A 24,777-nucleotide genomic window follows, 5' to 3' on the forward strand; every position below is an offset into this window, starting at 1 on the left:
TCCGAATTAGTGGAGAGCTTGTGTAGTCAAGTATACCCATTAGAAAACCCAATAAGCCATGTTTTGTTATCACGTACTCAAGCGGCTGATGCCTCGTACAAGTGAGTAGTAATCATCTATCTACAGACATCGTCTGTCCCTCAATTCGTTCAATTCCTGCATGAGAGTGCCCCTACCATAATTTGGGTTTCTCGCTCGTGGGGTTTACCTCGTTCCACCTGAAACGTTTCCGAATCAGCTCCGTCACTGTGGCACTTTCAGAGAACATAAACCATATCCGAAGACTTAGGTGTTGTTCCCGCCGTCAGCTGTAACACTGCCTTAGCTTATTTTTTGGCTAAGCACGAACACTACGGTCATCTCAGAACCGTGCGAGCATGGACTTTCCTCTACAACGTCAAGCGTTGCAGCGATTACCTGGATTATCTAAATGGTTTCTTCATTATACTTGATTTTCATTTAATAAACAATCCATCCTTGGAATGTTGAATTATTCGTACAACTTACTGCCGAATACATGTTTTTCTAGATTCGAAAGTCTCTTTAAAATATCAAAGTTGGTTGTTCCTGTTGAAGGTGCAGCAACTTGACGTCTCGGAGCTTCATCCAATTCGTCTCTCAATCGTCTATTTTCAGCTTTTAGTGTTTCAATTGTTTGCATAAAAGTATTGTAATCTTGAATGACTTCGTCCAAGAACTGATCTACTTCATCTTGGTGATAGCCGCGTAATCCAGTTTTAAATTCTTTTTCCAAAATGACTTCTGACGTCAATTTCATATCCATAATACATCGTCCTTCCATTGTTCATGCATGGATTTATTATAGCATAAAGAACGTTTTGTCGTTCATTTCCTCGCTCATTTTCTGTCGAAACCTGCGCTTGCCCGGGAAATAGTTTGTTTCCTTTTTATTCGTTCCAAACGCTTTTTACATTCATGTGTTCTTCTCTCTTTTTGTTGTTCTTTTAAAATCGGAGTTTTTTGTATGAGAATCAATGCTTCTTCAACATGAAGTTTGGCAAGATCAAAATCTTTTTTCACGTGTTCCGCTATTTTCGCCAGCTCTTCATACGTTTTTATTTTCCAACCATCTTGTACGTATCCGAGTGCTTTTTCAAATACTTCGTAAGCAAGGTCGTATTGCTTCGTGCGTTTATATTCATAGCCTAAATAGTAAAACGCCATAGCAGCTTCATCAGTACTATATTGGGTTGTAATTTGCTCAAAAACACTTTGCCCTTTTTCAAAGTCTTTCAGATCCGAAAACCATTTTCCAATGTTCGTTGATGAGATACTAGAATCGATGTATTGCTCTTGCAAAATCAATTTTGTCGTGTGAATAAACAATGTAAGTAGAGAAAGAATATCCCATTCATTATGATGCAACACTTTTAACAGTGTTTGTGGATTCCCGCTTTTTACAGCATCCATATAAATAATCGGAGCCAGATGTCCTGGAATATCCCCAACTCGTTTAAATCCAAGTTTATCTTCTTCAATTTTTGTTAGTTTGAATTGATCCAGTTCATTCCGCCAAACTCTTCTAGACCCATGAAGTAAATCGATATGGGTAGGATCTGACAGTTTAGGTAGATGCTCTCGGTTCATTGTCCATCGTGTTTGCAATTGGGGCCAATCAAAACTTTTGCCATTATACGTTATGACGGTCTGGCCAGCTTTCCACAAGCCTGATTCGTACAACATTGCCGCTTCATGGCTCGGATCCGCTAAAACATGTTGCGTCATCTCAAAATGATCTTTATTCCATATTAACTGCCCGATTAAGAATATGTAGGTACCTGTTCCTTTTAGACCTGTTGTTTCCGTATCAAAAAAAACAACATGCTGTCCATCTGTTGATATGGGGTGAACACCTTGAAAAGAATTCCACAATGCGAAAGCATCGAAAACTTCTTTTAATTGAAAATCACCGTGACAATATGTCCGTTCATAAACTATCTTTTTTTCAAAAACGATACCAAAATCATTTTCGATGATTTTCAGACCTGCCCCTTCCCACTCTTCCGTATACTTCGGTTTTTCTGGAATGACGAAAGGAGCCAGCGATTGAGATTTCGCTGGCTTTTTCTTAATCAGTTTCTTCATTTGTAAGAGATTTTTTTCAAATGACATACGGATCACCAGTTGATTCTAATTGTAAATAAGCTAGAAGTTTCAACACTTCATCTTTCATTCCAACACTTGCTTCCTGGGGTCCGATGCATGCGGGACACCCTTGATCACACGGGCACGCCTCGACATGCTGTTCGACGTGTCCGAGTAATTCGGGCCAAACATCAAATACGCGTTCACTGATGCCAATCCCTCCTGGGTAGCTATCATAAACGAAAAATGTAGGGAGTTCAGCATGAATCGATTTCACTTGTGGTACAACATGAATATCGCGACGATCACAATGGACGAACAACGGGATGAACGATGCGATGGAAGTCGCTGCACCTGTCATGGCATCTGTGAGCATTGCATCCGTCCAGCCCGATGGTCGATTGAAACTTAACCAACTCGATGAGGTATGCAATTCTTCCGGAGGAAGCTGGATTGGACCTGACCCGATATTGTCATGTGTATCAAACCGAATTTTTTTGAATATGGTCGCCATCGCTAAAATCGATACATCCCCATAAAACACAGAGCCCTGTTTAAACGTTTTTTCTTTGTCTTCACTCATCACTTTTAATTCAACTGCAAGATTTGCATCTGTAAAGTAGTCTACATCCACTTCTCTTACAAAGGCTTTCTTTTCTTCCCAGTCCAGCTTTTCCACTTGGAACTGAATGCCCTGATGCAAATAAATCGCTTCTTCATGCAATAATGTCATCGCACTGTAACGATCCATTTCACCAATAACTTTAGTTGCAGCAGGGATGGTTTGGTCAATAATGACGACATTTTCCTGAGACGCAGAACGTAAACTGATTTCATGTGCAGGAAAACGATCACTCATCCAATGCCATTTGTCAGAGGTTCGAACCAATATTCCTTCTTCTTCCAAATAGGCAAGTAACTCTTGTATTTCAAATTCCCCGTACTGTTCAGTCGTTTTGAAAGGCAATTCAAAAGAAGCACACTTTAAATGATCCATCAATATAACTAAATTGTCTGGATGAATGCGGGCTTCTTCTGGAGATTGACCGAGTAAGAATGAAGGGTGATTCACAATATATTGATCAAGTGCAGTTGATTGCGCAACATATATTATCAAGGCCTCATCCTGTCTACGTCCTGCACGGCCAGCCTGTTGCCAAGCACTTGCAATATTCCCAGGGTAACCGGTCATAATGCAGGCTTGCAGTTGACCAATATCCACACCCAGTTCCAATGCGTTTGTACTGACTACAGTCTGGATTGTTCCATCTCGCAAACCTTTTTCAATTTGTCGCCGTTCAGAAGGTAAATACCCTCCTCGGTAGCCACGAATGGATTCATCATTTATTTTTTTCTTGGATAATTCTTTTAAGTACGTGACAAGCATCTCAACACGTACCCTGCTTTTCGCAAATACGATGGTTTGAATCCCTTCCCTGTATAGGCGTTTAGCTAGATCTCGAACTTCGAGAATAGCGCTGCGTCTGACACCAAAGGTTGGGTGAACGATTGGCGGATTATAAAAAATGAAATTTTTCTTACCCGACGGTGCACCGTTTTCATCGATCAGTGTATGAGTTTCGTTAGTTAATGATTCGGCCAGTTCTTTCGGGTTTGCAATTGTTGCCGAAGTACAAATAAAAACCGGATTACTTCCATAATATTGACAGATGCGTTTTAATCGACGCAAAACATGTGCCACGTGACTTCCAAACACGCCTTTGTATGTATGCAGCTCATCGACCACTATATACTTCAAATTTTCGAACAATGAAACCCATTTCGTATGATGAGGTAATATACCCGAATGGAGCATATCAGGATTGGTCAAAACAATATGACCAGCCTTTCTTACTTTTGTGCGAATTGCCGGTGAAGTGTCGCCATCATAGGTGTAACTCAAAATATCTTGATTCATTTGTTCAATCAATAAATTCAAGTCGGATTTTTGGTCTTGAGCGAGCGCTTTCGTGGGAAATAAATAAAGTGCCCTTGAAGAACTGTCTTCGACGATTGATTGAAGGACAGGCAAATGATAGCAAAGGGATTTCCCCGACGCAGTGGGTGTGATGGCTGTAAAGGATTGACCCATACGCGCTATATCATATGCAATTCTCTGATGGCTATAGAGTTGTGTTATGCCCCGTTCTTTCAGTGCCTGCTGGATGGACGGATGTAAATCTTCGGGGAAATCAGACAAGAATGCCTCTCTTTTCTCAATCGTATGCCAATGAACAATTCGTTCTCGCATGACCGGGTCTTGCTTCCATTCACTTAATATGTCATTAATTGATTGTTTCCTGATCAAGCTTTTCACCTTCTTGCTCTATGGCATGTATAAAAGTTTGCAACGTGTAACAAGTTGATTGTATAGACTGCGCAAACCTCTTTTTTCCAGTCTCTTTATAAAATGATTGAACGACATATTGATTGAAAGCTTCAATTGCCGCATCTATTTGTTGGATACGCATATACTTCGGACGGTGATGGTTAATCCAAGAGTTGGCATTTGCTCTCCATTCAATTAGGAAAGCATGCCAATAATCGGCATGGGGCTTCACTTGTGAAAAAAAATCAGGAGATGCCTCCCTATCACGCATCTCTTGATGACGTATTAAACAGTGTTGACTTTCTTCCAAAATTAATTTAGTCTGTTCGTTTAACTTCATGTTCTCAGCCCCTTTGTTACTGTTTATAGTAACAAAAAAAAGTGGTTTTAACCACTTTTTTGCGAACAGATATTCCATTCTATCATTTGTTCCGTTTCTTTTAATGCTTTTCCCACTTGATGCCCTTTATCGATGACAGTTTGCGTTTGTGTAGATCTTTCCTGTATAAATCGTGCTTCCAAGATATGTTCAAGTAATGACAATTGTTCAATCAATTCTTCTATACGTTTCATGCTGCATCCCTCCAGTTGTTAGTGAAGTTCTCCATAACATAATGAAATCCTTTGCCAACGACAAAACTAGAAGGAAAAAGCTAATACTTACAACAATTCGACACACAAACTATGAAACCTTAAAGCGCGAATCACGTCTAGTAGGGTGTGGTTATGATAAACTGATATGCGAGGTGACGAGCATGGCATTTAACTACCCGAATGGTAAGATTTATACGCCAACAAAAAATAATTCGGAAAAACGTGCAAAGAAGGATTATACCTTCAGTAACCGGGGAAAAACCTTAGAGGATGAGATTAATGAAACAAATGACTTTTATATGCAAAAAGGTACGGCAGTCATTCATAAAAAACCTGTACCTATCCAAGTAGTAAAAGTAGAATATCCTTCCCGAAGTGCAGCTGTCATAAGAGAAGCCTATTACCGGACTGCTTCGACAACAGACTTTAATGGCGTATGGCAAGGCATTCATGTGGATTTTGAAGCGAAAGAAACGAAAAATAAAACTTCCTTCCCTTTAAAGAATATCCATGCTCATCAGATTGACCACATGCGACTGGTAACGGAACAGAAAGGTCTTACCTTTTTAATTGTTCGTTTTTCATCCATCAATCGATATTTCGTTTTACCTTATCGTCCCCTTCAAGATGCATGGGATGAAATGTGTAAAGGTGGTCGCAAATCAATTCCGTTCGAATTTTTCGAACAACATGCCTTTGAAATAGTCCCAGGAGCTTATCCTCCAATTGACTATTTGCGGGGAGTAACAAAGATGCTTTCAGAGGAATCTGTGAAGCCGTGAAAGTGAGGAGACGTTCGTGAGCGAAAAAGCTAACTCTCGTGGACAACGAAGAAAAGAATTAGAAAAACAAAAGAAATCGAAAAAAAGAAGTACAAAAGGTTGGTTTAAACGTATTATTATGGCCTGTCTCATTATTGGATTGGCAGGACTGTTATTCGGTGGAGGACTCTTTGTTTATTACGCAAGCTCTGCACCAGAATTAGATGAAGAATCATTAAAGGACCCAATTTCATCTGAGTTTTATGATGTAAATGGCGATGTCTTTGCAACAATTGGATCCGAAAACCGAGATTATGTGAATTACGAAGATATCCCGAAAGAAATGGAAGCAGCCATATTGGCTACTGAAGACGCTCGTTTCTATAAACATAACGGAATTGATTTTTACCGCCTTGGTGGCGCAATTCTTGCTAACATTACAAGTGGCTTTGGTTCTCAAGGTGCTAGTACTTTAACACAACAAGTGATAAAAAATTCATTTTTACAAAATGAAAAAACGTTAAAACGTAAAGCTCAAGAAGCTTATCTTGCTTATCAACTTGAAAGAAAGTATGAAAAAGAAGAAATTTTTGAGATGTACTTCAACAAAGTCTTAATGTCAGGAAATATTTATGGATTTGGGACTGCAGCTGAAAGCTTTTTCGGAAAAGAATTAAAAGACTTGGAGCTTCACGAAATGGCGATGTTGGCCGGAATGCCTCAAAGTCCGAACAACTACAATCCTTTCAAACATCCCGAAGCCGCAGAAAAACGTCGAAATATCGTTTTGCGCCTGATGGAACAGCATGGGAAAATTACAAAAGCTGAAATGGAAGAAGCACAAGCAATTCCAATTACTGAAGGTTTACTAGCTGAAGAAAATCGCAAACCTTCGAATTCTACCAAGTATCTTGCATTTTTGGATATTGTATTAAATGAACTGGCAGCTAAAAGCCCAGATGATTCTTTGGCTGATGGATTGAAAGTCTATACGACGCTTGATCCACAAGCTCAAGGTTCAGTAGAAGCGGCTTTTTCAGGAGATAACTTCCCGACTCAAGAAATGCAGGCAGGAATGACCGTATTGGATACGAAAACAGGTGCCATTGTTGCAGTAGGTGGCGGTCGTGATTATGGCCCAAGCTTCGAATTTAACTACGCACAAGATGTTTCAAAACGTGGTATTGGTTCAACCGTTAAACCGATCCTGGATTATGGTCCTGCCATCGAATATTTGAATTGGTCTACTGGTCACACCCTGGTTGATGAAAAAATGAATTATTCAAATTCAGATCAACAAATTTACAATTTCGATAATGAATATCTGGGAGCTATGACAGCGCGTGAAGCATTGTATCGTTCTCGAAATATACCAGCTGTTAAAGCCTTCAAAGAAGTCGAAAGTGCTGACCGCAAAGAATTTGCCAATAATTTAGGCATTACTGGTGACTATCTCGATTATGAATCTGCTGCGATTGGAGCAACTACCGGAATCAACACGATTAAGTTGGCAGCGTCATATGCAGCTTTCGGGAATGACGGCATGTACTCAGACCCTTACTCTATTAGTGAAATTGTTTATCGTGATGGAGAAACGAAGAAAACATTTAAACCTAAATCAAAACCAGCCATGAAAGATTCAACTGCTTTTATGGTGACCGATATGCTTCGAGATGTAGTTAGTGAGCGCAGAGGCGCATCTGGTAAAGCAGCAATCATTCCAGGCTTGGATGTTGCAGGTAAAACTGGAACCACCAACTATACATCCAAAGAATTTAATGATTATAATTTGCCTGAAGGCTCAGCTCCGGATATTTGGTTTGCTGGTTATACGACAAATTATTCAATCGCCGTTTGGACTGGTTATAAAGAACGTAAACAAGCAATCAATACAGCCGATTCAACTGAACGCACTTTCGCCCAAAGATTATTTAAAGATGTTATGACAAATATATCTGCAGACAAAGATACACCACGCTTTAAACGACCAAATTCAGTTGTAGAAGCAACTGTTGAAGTGGGTACTTCCCCTCTTCGTCTTGCAAGTGAATTTACACCGGACAACTTGAAACGAACAGAATTATTTGTTCGTGGAACTGAACCAACTAAAGTTTCCGAGGAATATGAACAAATTGAAGTGGATGCACCATCAAATTTCAAAGCTGAATACAGTGAAGGCGATCAATCAGCTACGTTATCCTGGAAGCACAAAGCACCAAAACGTGATAAAGACAAAGTGGATGTAGCATTTGAAGTTTCGTTTGCAGTGGATGGAGGCACTCCTTCCGTTCTACAAACCACTAGCCAGGAAGGCTTGATTGTCACTGGCATTACTCCAGGCAGTACCTATACATTTACTGTAGTGGCAATAGCAGAAGGAGTACGAAGCGAACCAGCTAGTACAACACTTGAAATTGATGCCGTTGAAGTACCTGAACCGGAAATTCCTGGTGAAGGTGAAGGGAATGGCAATGGTAACGGTAACGGGAACGGAAACGGAAATGGTAACGGCGGGTCAGATGGCGATGGTACGACACCTCCACCTGATGACGGGACGACACCACCTGTCGATGGGACAACGCCTCCTCCTGAAGGTGAAACTCCCCCACCGCCAGAAGATGGTGGCGGTGATGGATCAACTGAAGGTGCCGCAAACAGTACAGAAAATAAGACTGATGCGAGAACCGCCTCAATATCGAATTCTGATTCCTATATACGTCCATAATATAAAAAAAGAAGCAGATCCTTTTTAAGGATCTGCTTCTTTTTAGTTGGATTTTATGCGCAATCGAGCAATTTTCTTGATTGTTTCATCGAATAACTCATTTAACTGAATAGAAGCTACATAGCGATTCGAATTCGTAATGATAAATATATATCGTTCTTTCCCGTTTAGAGGAAAGATTTCGTAGTCTTGAATCTCATCAGGCTTAAAACTTGTTGATTCTGATACTTGAACCAGTAAATCTTCATATAGCTTAATGCCTAAAAGCATCTGCTCATGAACACCCTTATTTTTCAGTTTAAAAGCATCTTGTATCATTTCTTTTAAAGTCGACCATTGACTTAGAATGCCGCTAAGATGTTCTTTTTGTGCATGTTTGGCATCAAATCGAATCAAATTTCTACCAATCCTTTGTTTAGCCGTTTTTTCCCTTCACGACACAAGGACAACAGTGGACAAACTGGACATTGGGGATTTTGTGCTTTGCAATGATAACGACCGAAGAAAATAAGTTGGTGATGTGTTCTTGACCACTTGTCCATAGGCGTCTTTTTCATGATTGTTTCTTCAACTTGCAGAACTGAATCTTTCCAGCGACAGAGACCCAGACGTTTTGTCACTCGCTCCACATGTGTATCCACTGCCAATGCAGGGATATCAAACGCAACTGAAACGACAACATTTGCTGTTTTACGACCCACTCCAGGAAGTGTGGTTAACAAATCACGATTTGCAGGAACTTCACCATCAAATTGTTCAAGCAGCATTCGACACAAAGCTTGTATGTTTTTTGCTTTGTTACGAAACAATCCAATTGAACGTATATCATCCTGTAGTTCTTCCAGTGGCACACTTAAATAATCTTCCGGGGTTTGATACTTTGCGAATAAAGCCGGGGTCACTTTATTTACGAGTACATCCGTACATTGTGCAGAAAGCAATGTGGCGATTGTCAGCTCAAATGGATTGGCGTGAACGAGCTCACAATGAGCATCAGGGAACATTCTATCCATTTCTGATAAACAATACTCCCATTGACCTTTTGTCAGCATATTTTCACTTCCCTACTCTCGCTCTTCTAACCAATTATAGAATGGTACTTTATTTGATTTTTGCGGTTGCGTTGGTGGCGATGTTCTTTCCGGAACTGTGCGGAATTGACTTGCTTGTTTTTCAACATCCTGCATAGTTTTGACATTTTTCTTTTTCCACTCAAACAAAATGCGATCGATGTAGCGTAAGCTCATTTTTTGTGCAAGTACAGCTTCTTTCAAAGCTGCTCGAATCAATTCGGGTGATTGCTGATCTTGATCCATCCACATTGCAATAGTTTCACTTTCCATAGGGGAAAGGAAACGCCCGAATTCTTGTTCGAACAATCGAAAAATCTCGCCTTCTTGTTCTTTTTGAGTCATTACTTTCTGTGACGTTCTTTCTTCCAGAACTGTGTCAATCAACCGATTCCATAATGAGTGAAACGAAAAGGCTTCAATCAATACTCCTTTATCATCATATCTTTGTTGTATCGATAAATACCCTTTTTGGAACAATCTTTGCATATGTCGACTTACTTGTTCCGATGTAAAATGGGAACGTTCCACTAAATCATCTGGCGTGGGAAAATGATTTCCCTTATCGATAAACGCCACCATATGAAGAATTAAAAAGGCTTCATCATCCTGGATATCACACTTTTTGTAATGTTGAAAAAAGAGCTGGGAAATGGTTACATTTCCCTGCTCTGTCCACATACGGAGCCGATCTGGCTGTTGCTGTTGCATACCCGAACTCTCCTTTGTACTTATATTATTGAGTAAAAAACTCATGTTACGAATTTTAGCTGTTTTCTTTACTTTCCATCATGTCTAGTTCCGAAGCCCAGCTCGCACCTCCGCTTCAGGTACTCATTCGAAAACAGGTTTTCGATTCGTACCTTCCACCGTCGGAGTCGAGCTTGCGTGGGCTTCTGCACTTTTCTTGTTTATGGATATAAACGGTTTAATAAGCGTGGGAACGGAATAGCTTCACGAACGTGTTCTGCTCCACTGATCCATGCTACTGTTCGTTCTAATCCTAGTCCGAATCCTGAATGTGGCACGGAGCCTTGTTTACGCAGTTCTAAGTACCATGCATATGCTTTTTCATCCAGTTCGTGTTCTGCAAGACGTTGTTTCAATAAATCGTAATCGTGAATACGTTCTGAACCACCGATGATTTCGCCATAGCCTTCAGGTGCAATTAAGTCCGCACATAAAACGACATCATCACGTTCTGGGTGTGGCTGCATATAGAATGGTTTAATACCAATCGGATAATGCGTGATGAATACAGGCTTGTCATAATGTTCAGCAATTGCAGTTTCATGTGGTGCGCCAAAATCATCACCCCATTGAATATCATCAAACCCTTTTTCATGTAAGAATGTGATGGCATCGTCATAAGAAATACGTGGGAAAGGAGCTTGAATATGTTCAAGTTTCGTTACGTCACGATCAAGACGCTCCAACTCCAACTTACAGTTTTTCAGGACTGATTGAACAACGTAAGAAACATATTGCTCTTGCACCACAAGATTTTCTTCAAATTCCGTGAAAGCCATTTCCGGCTCAATCATCCAGAATTCAATCAGATGGCGACGTGTTTTTGATTTTTCAGCGCGGAAAGTCGGACCGAATGAGAACACTTTTCCAAGTGCCATAGCAGCCGCTTCCATATAAAGTTGACCTGATTGAGAAAGATAAGCATCTTCATCAAAATATTTGGTCTGGAACAATTCAGAAGTTCCTTCAGGAGCAGATCCAGTTAAAATCGGCGGATCTACTTTTGCAAATCCATTTTCATTGAAAAATTCATAAGTTGCACGGATGACTTCATTACGGATTTTCATAATGGCATGTTGTTTACGTGAACGCAACCATAAATGACGGTTATCCATCAAAAATTCAGTTCCATGTTCTTTTGGTGTAATTGGGAAATCAACTGCTTCGTGAATGACTTCGATATCTTTCACTTGAAGTTCAAAGCCAAACGAAGAACGCTCATCTTTAATAACTTCTCCGACAATGTACATTGACGTTTCCTGTGTTAAAGATTTTGCTTTGATAAATAATTCTTCTGCTACATCTGCCTTAACAACAACGCCTTGTACGAAGCCAGAACCATCGCGTAGTTGCAAGAATGCAATTTTTCCACTTGAACGTTTATTGGCTAACCAAGCACCTAATTTTACTGTTTCGCCTAAGTGTTTTGGCATTTCGTGAATCATAATTTTTTTCATAAATTCCTCCAGAAATTACAGCAAACCTTCTTGCCATTTTGATCGTACAAATGTATCTATACGTGACACTGCTTCTTCAAGTAAGTCGAGTGAAGTTGCGTAGGATAATCGAATATTTGATGGGGCTCCAAAACCAGAACCCGGAATGACCGCTACATTTGCCTCAGTCAGTAGTGCTTCTACAAATGCGTCAACTGAATCATAACCTGTTTTTGATGCTGCTTCAGAAACATCTGGAAATAAATAGAATGCTCCTTGTGGTTTTAATACTTTGAAACCTGGAATAGCTACAAGTTGCGGGAATATAATTTCCAGACGTGATTCAAACGCAGAACGCATTTCTTCTACTGTGTCCTGAGGACCATTATACGCTTCGATTGCAGCGTATTGAGAAGTAGTGACAGGGTTTGATGTGGAATGGCTCGCTAAGTCTGTCATTGCTGTGATGATTTCCTTGTTGCCCGCTGCATAGCCTATACGCCATCCTGTCATGGAATGTGATTTAGACACACCATTGATAATAATCGTACGCTCTTTTGCATCGTCTGAAAGTTGAGCAATGGAAATATGTTTGGCATCTCCATAAACCAATTTTTCATAAATTTCGTCAGATATTATCCAGATGTTCGCTTCTTTACAAACTTCTGCAATTTCCTGCAATTCAGTTTTTGAGTAAAGCATCCCGGTTGGGTTACTTGGAGAATTCAAGATAACGGCACGAGTCTTGTCAGTGATTGCTTGTTTAATTTGTTGGGCAGTAATTTTGTATTGTTGTTCAGCTGTACCTTCAATATAAATAGGTACGCCTCCTGCAAGTTTCACTTGTTCTGGATAACTTACCCAATAAGGGATGGGAATGATTACTTCGTCATTTTCATTCAATAGTACTTGGAACAATGTATATAAAACATGTTTCGCACCAATACCGATCAAAATTTCAGACGGTTGATATGTGATTTGTTGATCACGCTGTAACTTGTTGATAATTGCTTTTTTTAATGCTGGCAAACCGCCTGCTGGTGTATATTTTGTATAACCATCATTCATCGACTTGAATGCCGCATCCAAAATGTTTTGAGGAGTATTATAATCGGGCTCGCCTGCGCCAAGACCAATCACATCAATACCTTGTTCTTTTAATTCCTTTGCTTTTGCTGTAATGGCAAGTGTTGTTGACGGTGTCAATGTTTGAACACGGTTAGCTAATATAGGTTTCATCATCGATTGTCCCCTTTTACATATTCAATATGCGTTTCCACCATTTTCCATTTTCAAATAATAAATAAACGTAATTAAGCTTGTCGTTTTCATTTAAAAATGTAATTTCCCATACTGCATGATTTTGTTCCCAGCCAAGTTTAGTATGTAGCACCTCTTTGACTTCAAATTCATCTTGTACGGTTTTAATGGCTTGTTTTTTCGAAATGCCATCTTTCATAAGCACTTCTTCAATTTTTAATTTTTGATTGGAGGAAGGAATAAAAACAGCTTTTTCTTCTCCGTTTTCATCGATTCCAAGTACAGTAATATATGTATTTGTACTACTGTACACCTGTGAATCCGTCACTTCTTTTAACATTTCCTCACTAATAGCCACTTGTTCAGCATCCTGTTTTGCGCTTCTGAAAGGTTGTCCTGCTTTCCAGATGACAAACAAGCTGATACAAAGACTTAATGAAAGAATAAATACACTGATAAAAATAAACCATTTTTTCATTTCTGCACCTTACGTTTTATAAATTGTGAAAACGGCTTTCTCATGATTATCTTTTTCAAGTGCCAGGCCAAACATTAAATTTCTTTGTTTCAAAGTGCGATTCAAGGCGTCCACAATTTTATACAAGTCTGATTGATAGTCAACCGTAACTGTTGATATTACTTCAATTCTGCTTTCCATTTTGTAACCCCTACTTTCTTCGCTCATACTTTCTCATTATACCAATTTTCAAGGTCCAAGACCATATCTTCTAGGGATACTTTCTTAACTGGGATATCTGGCAAAGCACGAATAAACTCTTTTCCATATGATTTCGACTCAATTCTGCGATCGAGGACAATAAATACGCCACGATCGGTTGATGAACGAATCAGACGGCCAAAGCCTTGACGGAATCTAAGAATCGCTTCAGGCAATGCCAGTGATGAAAAAGAATTGATTCCTTGTTTGGTCAGACGGTCAGCTTGTGTTTTGAATACAGGCTCATCCGGTGAAGAAAACGGCAACCGTACCAAGATGACTGCAGATAATGCATCTCCCGGTACATCGACACCTTCCCAAAAACTATTCGTACCAAACAATACGGACTTTCGGAACCTCTGGAATGATTTCAATAATTTCATGCGGCTACCCGATGTCATGCCTTGGGCGAATAACATATAATCTTCAAGCAATCCTGTATCTTGAATCAAATCGACTGTTTTTCGCAACATGTCCTGTGATGTGAAGAGCACAAAACATCGGCCTTCCGTAATCAGAACCGTTTGAATGACTGCATCGGCTACTGCTTCGATAAAATCAGATTGTGAGACATGCTGAATATCCGGCATATCATCGACAATGAATAAATTGGCTCCTTGGTAGAAATCTTTTGGCGCAGAGTAATTTTTTATGGACACCGTCTCTGGAAGCCCCAGTTGATTGACGATGAAACGATTATTTCCTGGGACAGATAACGTACCTGACGTCCAGACGATGCCAGCACTGCCTCTCCAATCATTAAATATTTCATTGACCGCCTGAGTACTGTCAATCGGTTTTTTATACACATGCAGGCTACCTGGAATGCTTCTGCGATCCATCTCCACCCATACTGAATGTTCTGCAGGAGAAGATAGGAAAATATTGACCCATTCACCTGTCTTGATTTTCATTTCGTTCAACCAATATTGCCATTCAGCAGCAACTAGTTTATCGGCATGTGTTGATTCAAGCTGACTTTTAGACATTCTCTCGAGTAAGTGTTGGGCAATTGTCACCCATCTTTGAAGGTATTGGTAAACTTCATCGAGCAATTCATAATCCAGATCTAAATCTTCGAACAAAATCGTTTGTTTCGAATGAGATTTTGTCGCAGTCTTACGGCGGACACTCTGAATAATGGATTGAATCGCTTCATCAAACTTGTCACTACACCTCATATAAATCCGATCAAGTTCATCGAACGAATAAATCACATCCACCCCATGTTTCTCCAAAACATTGGAGAAAGAAAAGGTTAATTGTTCCTGATCGCGGGTTCCAAGTTGACCAAATACATATTTCCACTGCGTGTATGAAAAGATTCTTTCATCACGTGTATTCGCAGCTTGTACAAATTGATGTGCTTCATCAATAATAAATCCACTGATTTCATTCTTGAGTAGTGGCTCCAGCCTATGCCGATCAGTAAAGAGCATGGCATGGTTGGTAATAAGAATATCTGCATGCTGACTTTGAAGCAATGCATATGAATGAAAATCATGGTCATTCACTTCCGTTGTCTTAACGGAAAATGCATTTTTCCGGACTTTGTCAAGGAAAAATTGACCGCCACTTGAAACGTTCAGTTCCCCAACATCACCTGTTGTAGTTCTTGTTAACCAAACTAACAGCTGGCAAATAGCAAACGTTTCATCATAAGATTCGTCTTTTGCACGCAGTAATTCCTCAAAGCGGTGCAAGTCGAGATAATGTCTAGCACCTTTCAAAATCGCAACTTGAACTCTATTTTTTACAATGGCTTCTAATTTCGGTATTTCAACGTCATATAGCTGCTCCATTAAGTGAGTAGTGTATGTGCTGATTAATACTTTTTTGTTTTGTTGTTTCGCATAGAAGTAACTTGGAATTAAATAACTTAACGTCTTTCCGAGTCCCGTCGATGCTTCAATGGCCAGTTCATTTTTTTCCTGAAAGGTTTGCCATATGGCATCCATCATCTGAAACTGTCCTTCGCGTTCTTTGAAGTCCTGTAACCCTTCTGAAAAATAGAGACGTTTCTGGTTCTTGGTTTCAGGATAGAAAATGGAAGATTCCATTGGACCTTGCATGAAATACTTCTGTCGAAGCGGAATGCCTTTATAAAAATCGTAATTTTCGGATTTGAGCATTTTTCGCTTTCTTTGAAGGGCTTCGAAAAATAAAGTAGAGATATCGAATTTCATCTGAAATGATCGTTTATGAATTAGTTCTAGTGTTTGAATCGGCAGTTTTTCTATTTCTTTCATACACTCTATAAATAATTCAGCGGTCGCATAGGCATCATCGTCTGCACGATGGGCATTTGTCAGTTGGATGCCCCGTTCTTGGGTAATATCCTGTAATTTATAACTGAAAGACGTCGGAAACAGTAAACGTGACAGTTCAACGGTATCCATTTTTTTGCCTTTCCATAAAGGGAGTCCCATACGCTTGAATTCGGCTTGTACAAAAGATAAATCAAAATTCGTATTATGCGCAACAAAGATACAATCTTCCAGCATGTCATAAATGTCTCCGGCCACATCTTCAAAAATCGGTGCATCTTTGACATCATCATCTGAAATATTGGTCAAGTCTTGTATGAATAAAGGGATTTTTTTACCTGGTTGAATGAAGGTTGAAAAAGTAGATTGGATTTGCCAATCTCGTACGAATACAACGGCAAATTGAATCATCCGATCCCCTTTTGCAGGCGAATGACCCGTCGTTTCAATATCTACAACGGCATAAGTAGGGCTTAACATAAAATATCAGCTCACAATTTAGACTTCTAACAAAAAAATTGTATCACAAAACATCTGTGGAAGTGTAACTGACACGATGTGATGAGGTCTATTTCAAAAAGGAGGTTATAGACAAATGGACAAATGGAAACATTTCACCGCCATTTTTATCCTGGCTTTTTCATTATCTGCTTGCAAAACGATTCACCCTATAAAAAGACACTATTCCAGCCTGGATTCCGGTTTGCTTTTGACTTCCCCTGTATAATTTACCTGAGCAAAAAACCTCCGATGTTGAAAATTTGGCAGGTTCCTTCATTTTACTCCGTTTGTTTTCATCATTTCTTATAAACAAAAAGGTTATTTGGAATTTTTATGGAATATATATTTATATCTATTATATTATTCTCATTCCGAATAACTTTTAAGATTATTTGAGAGGAAGTTGGCTTATAAAAAAAGAGAAAGAGAAAAAGAAAAGAATTATATACTCAGTCATATCATTAACAATGATATCAGTTATTTTTTATATGCTATATTTGAATAGCTGGAATCAAAAACAATATTTTTTGGATAATGTCCAATATCCATTAGTCGAATTACAAGGTATTTTGCAACAACAAGAAACAGAAGGTTGGAACAACCCTCAGATTGTTTCGAACCAATTAAATCTTATTCTTGATGATCTTTGGTATGGAACGGCTTCCCATACATTCCCCTCCAAAGGACTGAGTAAAGAAGAAATGGAAACCATCCAAAAGATTGCTTCTGCATTAAATCAATTACCGACAAATTCAAATTACCAATTAAGCACTTGGACAGAAGAAGATATAAAGAAAGCTCAATTTGTAAATCAAGCACTCATTAAAGCTGAACTGAAAATGGAGAATACAATTTCTGTAGACTGGGACTACTTCATGGCGCAATGTGAAATATTGCAACAAGAATTAATGTTTATAAATCAACCTTGAGCAGTCACCTTAAATGAATTACATCATAAAAAAGAGGAAAGAAGTGAGATCACTTCTTTCCTTTTTTTATTCTGTACATATTGAAATATAGCTTTTACTTACATTATTGTTGCTTCAGGTTCGTAGCTGATGATTTCACGAATTGAATTATTTTCACCCATGATAGCAACAGTTGGTTTATGGTCTTTTGCTTCATCGTTCATCACGTATGCATACGACAAAATAATGACAACGTCGCCTTTTTGAACAAGACGGGCAGCTGCTCCATTTACACAAATAACTCCACTACCTCTTTCGCCGGCAATGATATACGTTTCAAAACGTGCACCGTTATTGTTGTTTACGATATGCACTTTTTCATTTGGCAGCATACCGACTGCATCCAAAAGATTTTGATCGATAGTGATACTGCCTACATAATTTAAATCCGCTTCTGTCACGACAGCGCGGTGAATTTTTGAATTTAACATCATTCGTAACATAGATTATTCTCCTTTATTGTTCAAAATTAAATTATCGATTAGCCGTGCTTTTTCGAAAAAGACAGCTACCGCTAAAATAATCGAATTGTTATTTGATAAATTATTTGTCAGGTCGGGATAGCTTAACAGTTCCACATAATCAATATTCCCTGACGTGCCATTTTCGATGTGTTGTATGGTTACTAATTTAGCTTTCTCTGCATCCTGGTTCTTTTGATAATCTTCCAGTCCAATTTGTATCGCTTGTTGGATAAGTGGTGCTTCGACACGTTCTTTTTCACTTAAGAATACATTTCTTGAACTTTTAGCTAAACCGTCCTCTTCCCTAACTGTTGGGACTCTGCGAACTTCTAGAGGAAAATTATAATCTCTTACATACGTTTCAATGATTGCTAGTTGCTGAGCATCTTTTTGGCCGAAATATACTTTAGTCGGCTCAACCAGATGGAAAAGCTTTGTGACAACTTTCAAGACACCATCAAAATGTCCAGGTCTTGAAGCACCACAAAGAACATCAGCTTGAGCACCTGCACGGATTGTAATGCCGCCATCTTGCGGATACATTTCTTCCGCTTGCGGAAAGAACAACAAATCGACTCCTGCCTCAACGGCCATTTTCGTATCCCTTTCTAAATCTCGGGGATATCTATCCAAATCCTCATTCGGACCAAATTGTGCAGGATTGACAAAAATACTCATGACCACAAAGTCATTTTCTTCTCTTGCGTGTTTGACTAAAGACATATGTCCTTCATGCAAAAAGCCCATCGTTGGCACAAAGCCGATGCTTTTACCGGCTTGTTTCGCTGCTTTTACGTTTTCTTTTAGATCATTGATTAACTGAACTTGAATCATTGTTTTCCTCCGTATAACTGCTGGAATTCTTCATCTTTCATTGTGAATCGGTGTTCAACTGCTGGAAATTCACCTGATTTCACTTCATTAACATATTGTGTCAAGCCGTCTTCAATTTCTTTGCCTGCACTCGCATAAGCTTTAACAAACTTAGGCATATGATGGCTACCATAAGTCACGGTGTCATGGAATACTAGAACCTGACCATCCGTTTCTGCGCCAGCCCCAATGCCGATAACGGGAATCGTCAAAGATTCTGTGATTGATTTAGCGAGTTGGTAAGGAATACATTCCAGAACAACCATAATGGCACCTGCCGCTTCACACGCCTTGGCATCTTCAATTAGTTTTTGAGCAGCTTCCGCAGTTTTCCCTTGTACTTTATAGCCACCTGATACACTTGCAGATTGTGGAAGCAACCCAAGATGAGCCACTACGGGAATACCAGTACGTGACAATAAACGGATGACGTCGATAATTTCATCCGCACCTTCAATTTTCAGTGCTTGTGCATTTGTTGCCTGGAAAAGGCGAATGGCATTCGAAAGTGTAGTGTCCGTTGTCCCGTGGTAGGATCCAAATGGCATATCCACAACAAGGAAGGTATCTTTTGCACCTCGTCTTGTTGCTTTTCCATGATGAATCATATCTTCCATTGTGACAGGAATCGTCGAATCATATCCAAGCACAACCATGCCTAGGGAATCTCCCACAAGCAAAATTTCAACGCCTGCACTTTCTGCAATTTTTGCAGATGGATAGTCATAAGCAGTTAACATAATAATTTTATCGTTCTCTTTTTTCATGTTGATAAAATCGGTCGTCGTTTTCATTTCCTAGCTCCTCTCTTCGGAGAGAAAACCAAAATAAAAACCCTACTGACCAGAAATGGACAGAAGGGTTGCGTAGGATAAGTAATTGGTTTCCTCCGTCCCTGTCGATTAAGATCAAGGCAGAATTATTTAATTTATAAAGATCTTCTTGTATTCATCAGGTGCAGTTCTACAAAGATACTGCCCTTCGCTTTTACTATAACAGAAATAAATTGGACATTCCATCTTGATTTACTTTTATTAATTTTGTATTTCGATATCAGCAGAATAAATTCCGTGAATCTGACCATCGTCGGTTTTGACTTGTAAAACCCCATCATTTGTAATGCCGAGAGCCAAGCCTTCAATTTGCTGATTAATCATGCTCGCTTTTATTCGTTTACCGAGTGTGCACGAATAACTTTCCCATAGGATCTTCAATGGCTCAAAACCGTGCGTTATATATAAATCTGTATAAATTTCTAAATGATGCAAAATTCGTGCAATTAGTTGAGCACGATCGACTGGTTGTCCAGAAACCATTTGAATGGAAGTGGCGATCGATTGTATTTCTTCAGGGAAATCTGTTTCTAACTGGTTAACATTCACTCCGATTCCCAAAATGATGGCATGAACACGGTCCATGTCGGCCTGGAGCTCTGTCAATATTCCAGTACATTTCTTCCCATTTATTAATAAGTCATTCGGCCATTTAATCTCTGCGCGAACGTCTGCTATATCTTCTATAGCTCTAGTGACTGCTACTGCTGCAACCAACGTGAACTGCGGTGCTTTCGTAGGCGGTATTTCCGGTCGAATGATTACACTCATCCAAATGCCTTTTCCTTGCGTAGAAGTCCATGCTCGTGCCAAACGGCCTTTTCCTGCCGTTTGTTCTTCACAAACGACAATCGAGCCATCAGGTGCTCCCGATTGTGCAAGTCGATGGGCGATAGGCTGAGTCGAAGGGCAAGTTTCTTCATAATGAATTGACTGGCCAAACCGTTTGGATGTCAAATACTGATTAATTTTGGCGGCTTGCAAAGAGTCTGGAGAGGATGTCAATACATATCCTTTTTTCTTAATGGAATTAATCACAAATCCTTCTTCTTCAAGTTCCTTAATATGTTTCCAAATAGCTGTTCGAGATAATCCAAATTCATCTGCTAATTGTTGGCCCGAGACAGGCTGACCTTTTGCAGATAATAAACGTTTCTTAATTTCATATTTCACTGTTGGATTCATTCATTATCCATTCCTTTATTTTGGTAGCATCATTCACTACTTTTTTATGAAGCACAGCCATTTCAATCTCTGCCAATGCTTCTTTGAGCCAAGGACCACCACGCTTGTTAAACCAATCCATCAAATCTTTCCCTGAAATGACAAGATCCGCTTTTGATTGAATTGGTAAGGAACGTTTGAGTTTTATTATAGTATCGATTGGCATCGGTGGAATCTTATTTCTCAATACATGAACGAGGCTCTCTGCATTGATAAGAATATCTTCATTAAAAGAGTATAGATCATCTCTTGTAAACAAACGTTCAAATCGAATTTGAGTGGCTTTAACCAGTTGACCAATTTGTTGTTTCGATTCATTCGATAATTTAAAATTTCTGGTCAGTTCGGACACAGATGAGGTTTCCTGCAATAAACAAAGAAAGGACCAACATATCAAGCTGTTGCGAGGATTTCCTAGTTGCGCCCATTTTTCATGTTGGAATGGGAAATCTCCTGGCAGTTGATCGGACAATTTGCTGGTGAAGAGATAGCTCATTCCATTTTGTAAGTTCGAGCTAACCCACATTTTTTCAAGTTCAGCAGTCACTCGCTCAACCGATACATATGAAAGATTTACCGCGCAAAATTGGATGGCTTCCAACGATTTGTCGTCAATTGTAAAACCGAGCTGAGCACTGAAACGTACAGCTCTTAGCATACGTAAAGCATCTTCCTGAAAACGATCAGTAGGATTGCCGACAGTTCGAATGATTCGGTTTTCTAAATCAAGTCTTCCATCGAACAGATCGATAATCTGAAAACTTTCAGTCATGGCTAGTGCGTTCATTGTGAAGTCTCTACGCTTCAAATCTTCTTCGAGAGAAAGGACAAACTTTACATCCGTTGGTCTTCGGTGATCTGCATATTCCCCGTCGCTTCTAAATGTTGTGACTTCAATGGGAATATGACTTTCAAGAACTAGGACCGTTCCATGGGCAAGTCCGACATCGACCGTCCGTTTGAATATTTTTTTTACTTGTTCTGGTAAAGCGCTGGTAGCGATGTCGATATCATTGGCTTCTTTTTGACGCAAAAAATCGCGCACTGCTCCTCCGACAAATACGGCTTCATATCCATTTTCTTTCAGCTTTTTAATAATTGCTGTACCAGCTTGCCAATGTTCAGTTGTGAGCATATTGACGAACCACTTTCTCGTACAGTTCTTCGTATTGGTTCACGATGATAGAAGAATGGAATTTTCGAGTCACCGCTTCAATGGAAGCATTTCTCATGCGTTTATGTAAGTCATTATTCTTTAATATCTTCAAAGCATTACATGCCACTGCTTCAACATCGTTTAAAGGGACAATGTAGCCATTTTCTCCGTGGTCTATTACTTCTGGTATTCCGCCTACATCGGTGCCGATACAAGGTACACCACAGGCCATTGCTTCCAATAATACCAACCCGAACGCTTCCTTTTCCGACAGAAGTAATTTCAAATCACTTATAGAGTACAATTCAGACACATTATTCTGTTTTCCTAAAAACAGCACATCATTTTGTAATCCCAAGGAATCGACTTGTTTAATGATGTTATTCATTTCAGGCCCATCTCCGACAAGAAGTAATTTAGAAGGCATTTCTTTACGTATATAAGCAAAACTTGAAACAACATCTTCAACATGCTTCACCTTTCGGAAATTCGAAACATGAATGACTACCTTTTCATCCTCATGAATATTGAAATAAGACTTTACATTCGTTGATTTGGATGGAACATATTCGCGTTCATCAACAAAATTATAGATGGTTTCAATCGTCTGAGATGGTTGTATTAATTGATAAGTTTCTTCCTTCAATGAATTGGAAACTGCCGTTACCACATCTGATTTTTCAATTCCATAGCGGATGGCACCTGTAAGAGATGAATCGTAACCCAAGACACTAATATCTGTACCATGCAATGTTGTCACGATTCCCACATTTTGTGCGGCCATGTCTCGTGCCAGCACTGCACATACCGCATGTGGAATAGCATAATGCACATGAAGTATGTCCAAGTTTTCTTTTTGGACCACTTCAGCCATTTTACTCGCCAGGGCGATATCGTAAGGAGCATATTGAAAGACAGAATAACTGTTTACTTCCACTTGATGAAAGAAAATATTTGGAACCATGCGATTTAACCGAAAAGGCATGCTGGACGTAATGAAATGAATTTCATGACCACGCTCTGCAAGGAGCTTCCCCAGTTCAGTTGCGATTACTCCTGATCCCCCTACTGTTGGATAGCAGGTAATGCCAATTTTCAATTTCTTCATGAAACCACTTCCTTTCTTAAGAACGTCTTTCTTGTAGTAATCGCCAATCAATAAAGCCCTCTTTCAGACCTTTTAATAAAACTTCTGCAGTGCCCATATTGGTAGCCAAAGGAATTTGATACACATCACATAATCGAATCAACGCAGTCACATCAGGCTCATGAGGTTGGGCAGTCAACGGATCACGGAAGAATATAATCATATCCATTTCATTATTTGCAACCATGGCACCTATTTGCTGGTCGCCTCCAAGTGGACCCGACTGAAAACGAATTACGGCTAAACCTGTTTCATCGATAATCCGTTGTCCCGTGGTTCCTGTAGCGTAGAGTTCATGCTCATCCAAAATGTTACGATAAGCTGTCACAAACTGGATCAGATCATCTTTTTTACGGTCATGCGCAATTAAAGCTATTTTCATGAGTTCGCATCCTATCATTTATAAAATGTTTTCGAGTCCATACACAAGTTCTTTTAAATCCATTACCTGGTTTATAGAAAATGTCACGCCAGACATAAAAGATTGTCGATTGAAAGAATCATGTCGCAGTGTGAACAGCTGCCCATCTCCACCAAACATCACTTGTTGGTGAGCTACCAATCCAGGTAGTCGTACACTATGTATTGGTATTCCATCATAGGATGCACCTCTTGCACCTGGCAACGTTTCTTCTTCTAATGGATGTCCTTGTTTATGTGCTGGTCGTACTTCTGCAATCATTTGAGCTGTTTTATAAGCTGTACCAGATGGGGCATCTAGTTTTTGATCATGGTGCATTTCAATGATTTCAACATCCGGAAAATATGCAGCAGCCATGGTTGCGAATTTCATCATCAAAACGGCACCTATCGCAAAGTTAGGTGCAATAATGCAACCTAGTTCATTATCCTTTGCAATTTTCGTGCATAACTCTAGCTGGGCTTCGCTAAACCCAGTTGTGCCGATTACTGGTCTTACATCATTTTGCAAACACATCGTCGTGTGTTCAAAGACTTGATGGGGTGTAGTCAAGTCTAAGAAAACATCTGGTCTGATTGCTGAGATCAGACTATCTAGATTCAAAAATACGGGTACATCATAGCCTGCAGGAAATTCTGGAGACTCACTTAATAGATCGCCTATTTCTTTATGATCAAGTACTGCTACTAATTCCATATTCTCATTATTCATGATAGTATGTACAGCTTCTTGTCCCATTTTTCCTCGTGGTCCACCTATAGCAACTCGAATCATTATTCTTCCTCCTTTAACGTCCAACGATTTTTATCTCTTGAGTTAAATTTGTCCATTACACGGTCATGTGCTCGTTGCATATCAATGTTCTCAGAATTGGCAAAACAGATAAGAACGAACAGCAAATCGCCTAATTCTTCTTCCATGCTCTTTTTTGCTTCAGTCAATTTTTTCTTCTTTATACCATGCACATGTTGAACTTCCCTTGCCAATTCACCTAGTTCTTCAGTCATTCGTGCAAGCATTTCAAAGGGAGGGAAATAACCTTCTTTAAATTTCCCAATATAATCGTCGACTTCTTTTTGCAAAGTTTGAATAGTTTTCTCAGTCGTCATTCTTTTCACGCTCCTATCCTTATCCTAATAATAAGGAATGATGTTGTCAAAATACTAAAAATGAA

General features: G+C 39.4%; 26 protein-coding genes and 1 other RNA gene. 4 read left to right on the forward strand and 23 right to left on the reverse strand.

The genetic code is table 11. The features are described from left to right. Positions 1 to 47 precede the first annotated feature (47 nt). The 6 genes from rnpB to AC1DSK_RS08515 form a co-directional block, all read right to left on the reverse strand. Positions 48 to 425, reverse strand: an RNA gene (gene rnpB, locus AC1DSK_RS08490) — RNase P RNA component class B. Positions 426 to 490: 65 nt separating this feature from the next. Beyond that, on the reverse strand, positions 491 to 784 hold the full coding sequence (gene gpsB, locus AC1DSK_RS08495; RefSeq protein WP_477547929.1) for a cell division regulator GpsB: 294 nt from the start codon (positions 782 to 784) through the stop codon (positions 491 to 493). Positions 785 to 858: 74 nt separating this feature from the next. Next, on the reverse strand, positions 859 to 2,133 hold the full coding sequence (locus tag AC1DSK_RS08500; protein ID WP_477598173.1) for a ribonuclease H-like domain-containing protein: 1,275 nt from the start codon (positions 2,131 to 2,133) through the stop codon (positions 859 to 861). Beyond that, positions 2,123 to 4,357 carry a DEAD/DEAH box helicase gene (locus tag AC1DSK_RS08505; protein ID WP_477548017.1) on the reverse strand — a complete coding sequence of 745 codons (2,235 nt, stop codon included), beginning with the start codon at positions 4,355 to 4,357 and terminating at the stop codon, positions 2,123 to 2,125. Before AC1DSK_RS08505 ends, AC1DSK_RS08500 begins: the two co-directional genes overlap by 11 nt. A 34-nt stretch (positions 4,358 to 4,391) precedes the next feature. Beyond that, positions 4,392 to 4,775 carry a DUF1798 family protein gene (locus tag AC1DSK_RS08510; protein ID WP_477547931.1) on the reverse strand — a complete coding sequence of 128 codons (384 nt, stop codon included), beginning with the start codon at positions 4,773 to 4,775 and terminating at the stop codon, positions 4,392 to 4,394. Positions 4,776 to 4,822: 47 nt separating this feature from the next. Next, positions 4,823 to 5,008: a hypothetical protein gene (locus AC1DSK_RS08515; RefSeq protein ID WP_477547932.1), complete on the reverse strand. Its 186-nt coding sequence runs from the start codon at positions 5,006 to 5,008 to the stop codon at positions 4,823 to 4,825. Between the two features lie 182 nt (positions 5,009 to 5,190). Between AC1DSK_RS08515 and recU the strand changes: the two genes are divergently transcribed. Both recU and AC1DSK_RS08525 read left to right on the forward strand, forming a co-directional pair. Continuing rightward, positions 5,191 to 5,811, forward strand: coding sequence for a Holliday junction resolvase RecU (gene recU / locus AC1DSK_RS08520; RefSeq protein WP_477547933.1), 621 nt, complete (start codon positions 5,191 to 5,193; stop codon positions 5,809 to 5,811). Positions 5,812 to 5,827: 16 nt separating this feature from the next. Continuing rightward, on the forward strand, positions 5,828 to 8,515 hold the full coding sequence (locus AC1DSK_RS08525; RefSeq protein ID WP_477547934.1) for a PBP1A family penicillin-binding protein: 2,688 nt from the start codon (positions 5,828 to 5,830) through the stop codon (positions 8,513 to 8,515). A gap of 42 nt (positions 8,516 to 8,557) precedes the next feature. Here AC1DSK_RS08525 and AC1DSK_RS08530 read toward each other — a convergent pair whose 3' ends face one another. From AC1DSK_RS08530 to dinG, 8 genes are all read right to left on the reverse strand, one after another. Beyond that, positions 8,558 to 8,911: a YpoC family protein gene (locus tag AC1DSK_RS08530; protein ID WP_477547935.1), complete on the reverse strand. Its 354-nt coding sequence runs from the start codon at positions 8,909 to 8,911 to the stop codon at positions 8,558 to 8,560. Continuing rightward, positions 8,908 to 9,567 carry an endonuclease III gene (nth, locus tag AC1DSK_RS08535; RefSeq protein ID WP_477547936.1) on the reverse strand — a complete coding sequence of 220 codons (660 nt, stop codon included), beginning with the start codon at positions 9,565 to 9,567 and terminating at the stop codon, positions 8,908 to 8,910. The genes AC1DSK_RS08530 and nth overlap by 4 nt, the downstream gene beginning before the upstream one ends. A 12-nt stretch (positions 9,568 to 9,579) precedes the next feature. Next, complete coding sequence (locus tag AC1DSK_RS08540) at positions 9,580 to 10,296, reverse strand: DnaD domain-containing protein (RefSeq protein WP_342541699.1); 717 nt, start codon at positions 10,294 to 10,296, stop codon at positions 9,580 to 9,582. Between the two features lie 200 nt (positions 10,297 to 10,496). Further along, positions 10,497 to 11,792: an asparagine--tRNA ligase gene (asnS, locus tag AC1DSK_RS08545; RefSeq protein ID WP_477547937.1), complete on the reverse strand. Its 1,296-nt coding sequence runs from the start codon at positions 11,790 to 11,792 to the stop codon at positions 10,497 to 10,499. 15 nt (positions 11,793 to 11,807) lie between these two features. Then, positions 11,808 to 13,010, reverse strand: coding sequence for a pyridoxal phosphate-dependent aminotransferase (locus tag AC1DSK_RS08550; RefSeq protein WP_477548018.1), 1,203 nt, complete (start codon positions 13,008 to 13,010; stop codon positions 11,808 to 11,810). A gap of 16 nt (positions 13,011 to 13,026) precedes the next feature. Next, positions 13,027 to 13,509 carry a cell wall elongation regulator TseB-like domain-containing protein gene (locus tag AC1DSK_RS08555; RefSeq protein WP_477547938.1) on the reverse strand — a complete coding sequence of 161 codons (483 nt, stop codon included), beginning with the start codon at positions 13,507 to 13,509 and terminating at the stop codon, positions 13,027 to 13,029. Positions 13,510 to 13,518: 9 nt separating this feature from the next. Next, the gene (locus AC1DSK_RS08560) at positions 13,519 to 13,689 is read right to left on the reverse strand and encodes a YpmA family protein (protein ID WP_016427387.1); all 171 of its coding nucleotides are present in this window, start codon (positions 13,687 to 13,689) and stop codon (positions 13,519 to 13,521) included. A gap of 23 nt (positions 13,690 to 13,712) precedes the next feature. Then, a complete protein-coding gene (dinG, locus tag AC1DSK_RS08565) occupies positions 13,713 to 16,496 on the reverse strand; it encodes an ATP-dependent DNA helicase DinG (protein ID WP_477547939.1) in 2,784 nt (927 codons plus the stop codon). 115 nt (positions 16,497 to 16,611) lie between these two features. On the opposite strand from dinG, the gene AC1DSK_RS08570 reads away from it, so the two are divergent. Both AC1DSK_RS08570 and AC1DSK_RS08575 read left to right on the forward strand, forming a co-directional pair. Beyond that, entirely contained in the window at positions 16,612 to 16,743 is a 132-nt protein-coding gene (locus AC1DSK_RS08570) for a hypothetical protein (RefSeq protein WP_477547940.1), read from the forward strand. Between the two features lie 262 nt (positions 16,744 to 17,005). Beyond that, positions 17,006 to 17,446, forward strand: coding sequence for a hypothetical protein (locus tag AC1DSK_RS08575; protein ID WP_477598176.1), 441 nt, complete (start codon positions 17,006 to 17,008; stop codon positions 17,444 to 17,446). A gap of 98 nt (positions 17,447 to 17,544) precedes the next feature. Here AC1DSK_RS08575 and panD read toward each other — a convergent pair whose 3' ends face one another. The 9 genes from panD to AC1DSK_RS08620 all read right to left on the reverse strand — a co-directional run bounded on the left by panD (position 17,545) and on the right by AC1DSK_RS08620 (position 24,712). After that, positions 17,545 to 17,928: an aspartate 1-decarboxylase gene (gene panD, locus AC1DSK_RS08580; RefSeq protein WP_477547942.1), complete on the reverse strand. Its 384-nt coding sequence runs from the start codon at positions 17,926 to 17,928 to the stop codon at positions 17,545 to 17,547. A 3-nt stretch (positions 17,929 to 17,931) separates the two neighbouring features. Next, the gene (gene panC / locus AC1DSK_RS08585) at positions 17,932 to 18,783 is read right to left on the reverse strand and encodes a pantoate--beta-alanine ligase (RefSeq protein WP_477547943.1); all 852 of its coding nucleotides are present in this window, start codon (positions 18,781 to 18,783) and stop codon (positions 17,932 to 17,934) included. Further along, positions 18,780 to 19,616: a 3-methyl-2-oxobutanoate hydroxymethyltransferase gene (gene panB / locus AC1DSK_RS08590; RefSeq protein WP_477547944.1), complete on the reverse strand. Its 837-nt coding sequence runs from the start codon at positions 19,614 to 19,616 to the stop codon at positions 18,780 to 18,782. The genes panC and panB overlap by 4 nt, the downstream gene beginning before the upstream one ends. A gap of 240 nt (positions 19,617 to 19,856) precedes the next feature. Further along, complete coding sequence (locus AC1DSK_RS08595) at positions 19,857 to 20,840, reverse strand: biotin--[acetyl-CoA-carboxylase] ligase (protein WP_477547945.1); 984 nt, start codon at positions 20,838 to 20,840, stop codon at positions 19,857 to 19,859. Next, positions 20,818 to 22,014 (reverse strand): CCA tRNA nucleotidyltransferase, encoded by a 1,197-nt coding sequence (locus AC1DSK_RS08600; protein WP_477547946.1) that lies wholly within the window; start codon positions 22,012 to 22,014, stop codon positions 20,818 to 20,820. Before AC1DSK_RS08600 ends, AC1DSK_RS08595 begins: the two co-directional genes overlap by 23 nt. Continuing rightward, entirely contained in the window at positions 22,001 to 23,143 is a 1,143-nt protein-coding gene (gene bshA / locus AC1DSK_RS08605; RefSeq protein ID WP_477547947.1) for an N-acetyl-alpha-D-glucosaminyl L-malate synthase BshA, read from the reverse strand. The genes AC1DSK_RS08600 and bshA overlap by 14 nt, the downstream gene beginning before the upstream one ends. Before the next feature lie 16 nt (positions 23,144 to 23,159). Continuing rightward, a complete protein-coding gene (mgsA, locus tag AC1DSK_RS08610; RefSeq protein ID WP_477547948.1) occupies positions 23,160 to 23,564 on the reverse strand; it encodes a methylglyoxal synthase in 405 nt (134 codons plus the stop codon). An 18-nt stretch (positions 23,565 to 23,582) separates the two neighbouring features. Continuing rightward, entirely contained in the window at positions 23,583 to 24,380 is a 798-nt protein-coding gene (gene dapB / locus AC1DSK_RS08615) for a 4-hydroxy-tetrahydrodipicolinate reductase (RefSeq protein WP_477548019.1), read from the reverse strand. Further along, positions 24,377 to 24,712: a nucleotide pyrophosphohydrolase gene (locus AC1DSK_RS08620; RefSeq protein WP_477547949.1), complete on the reverse strand. Its 336-nt coding sequence runs from the start codon at positions 24,710 to 24,712 to the stop codon at positions 24,377 to 24,379. Before AC1DSK_RS08620 ends, dapB begins: the two co-directional genes overlap by 4 nt. Positions 24,713 to 24,777: the final 65 nt, after the last annotated feature.

It is taken from the genome of Paenisporosarcina sp. P4_B8 (assembly GCF_056402175.1).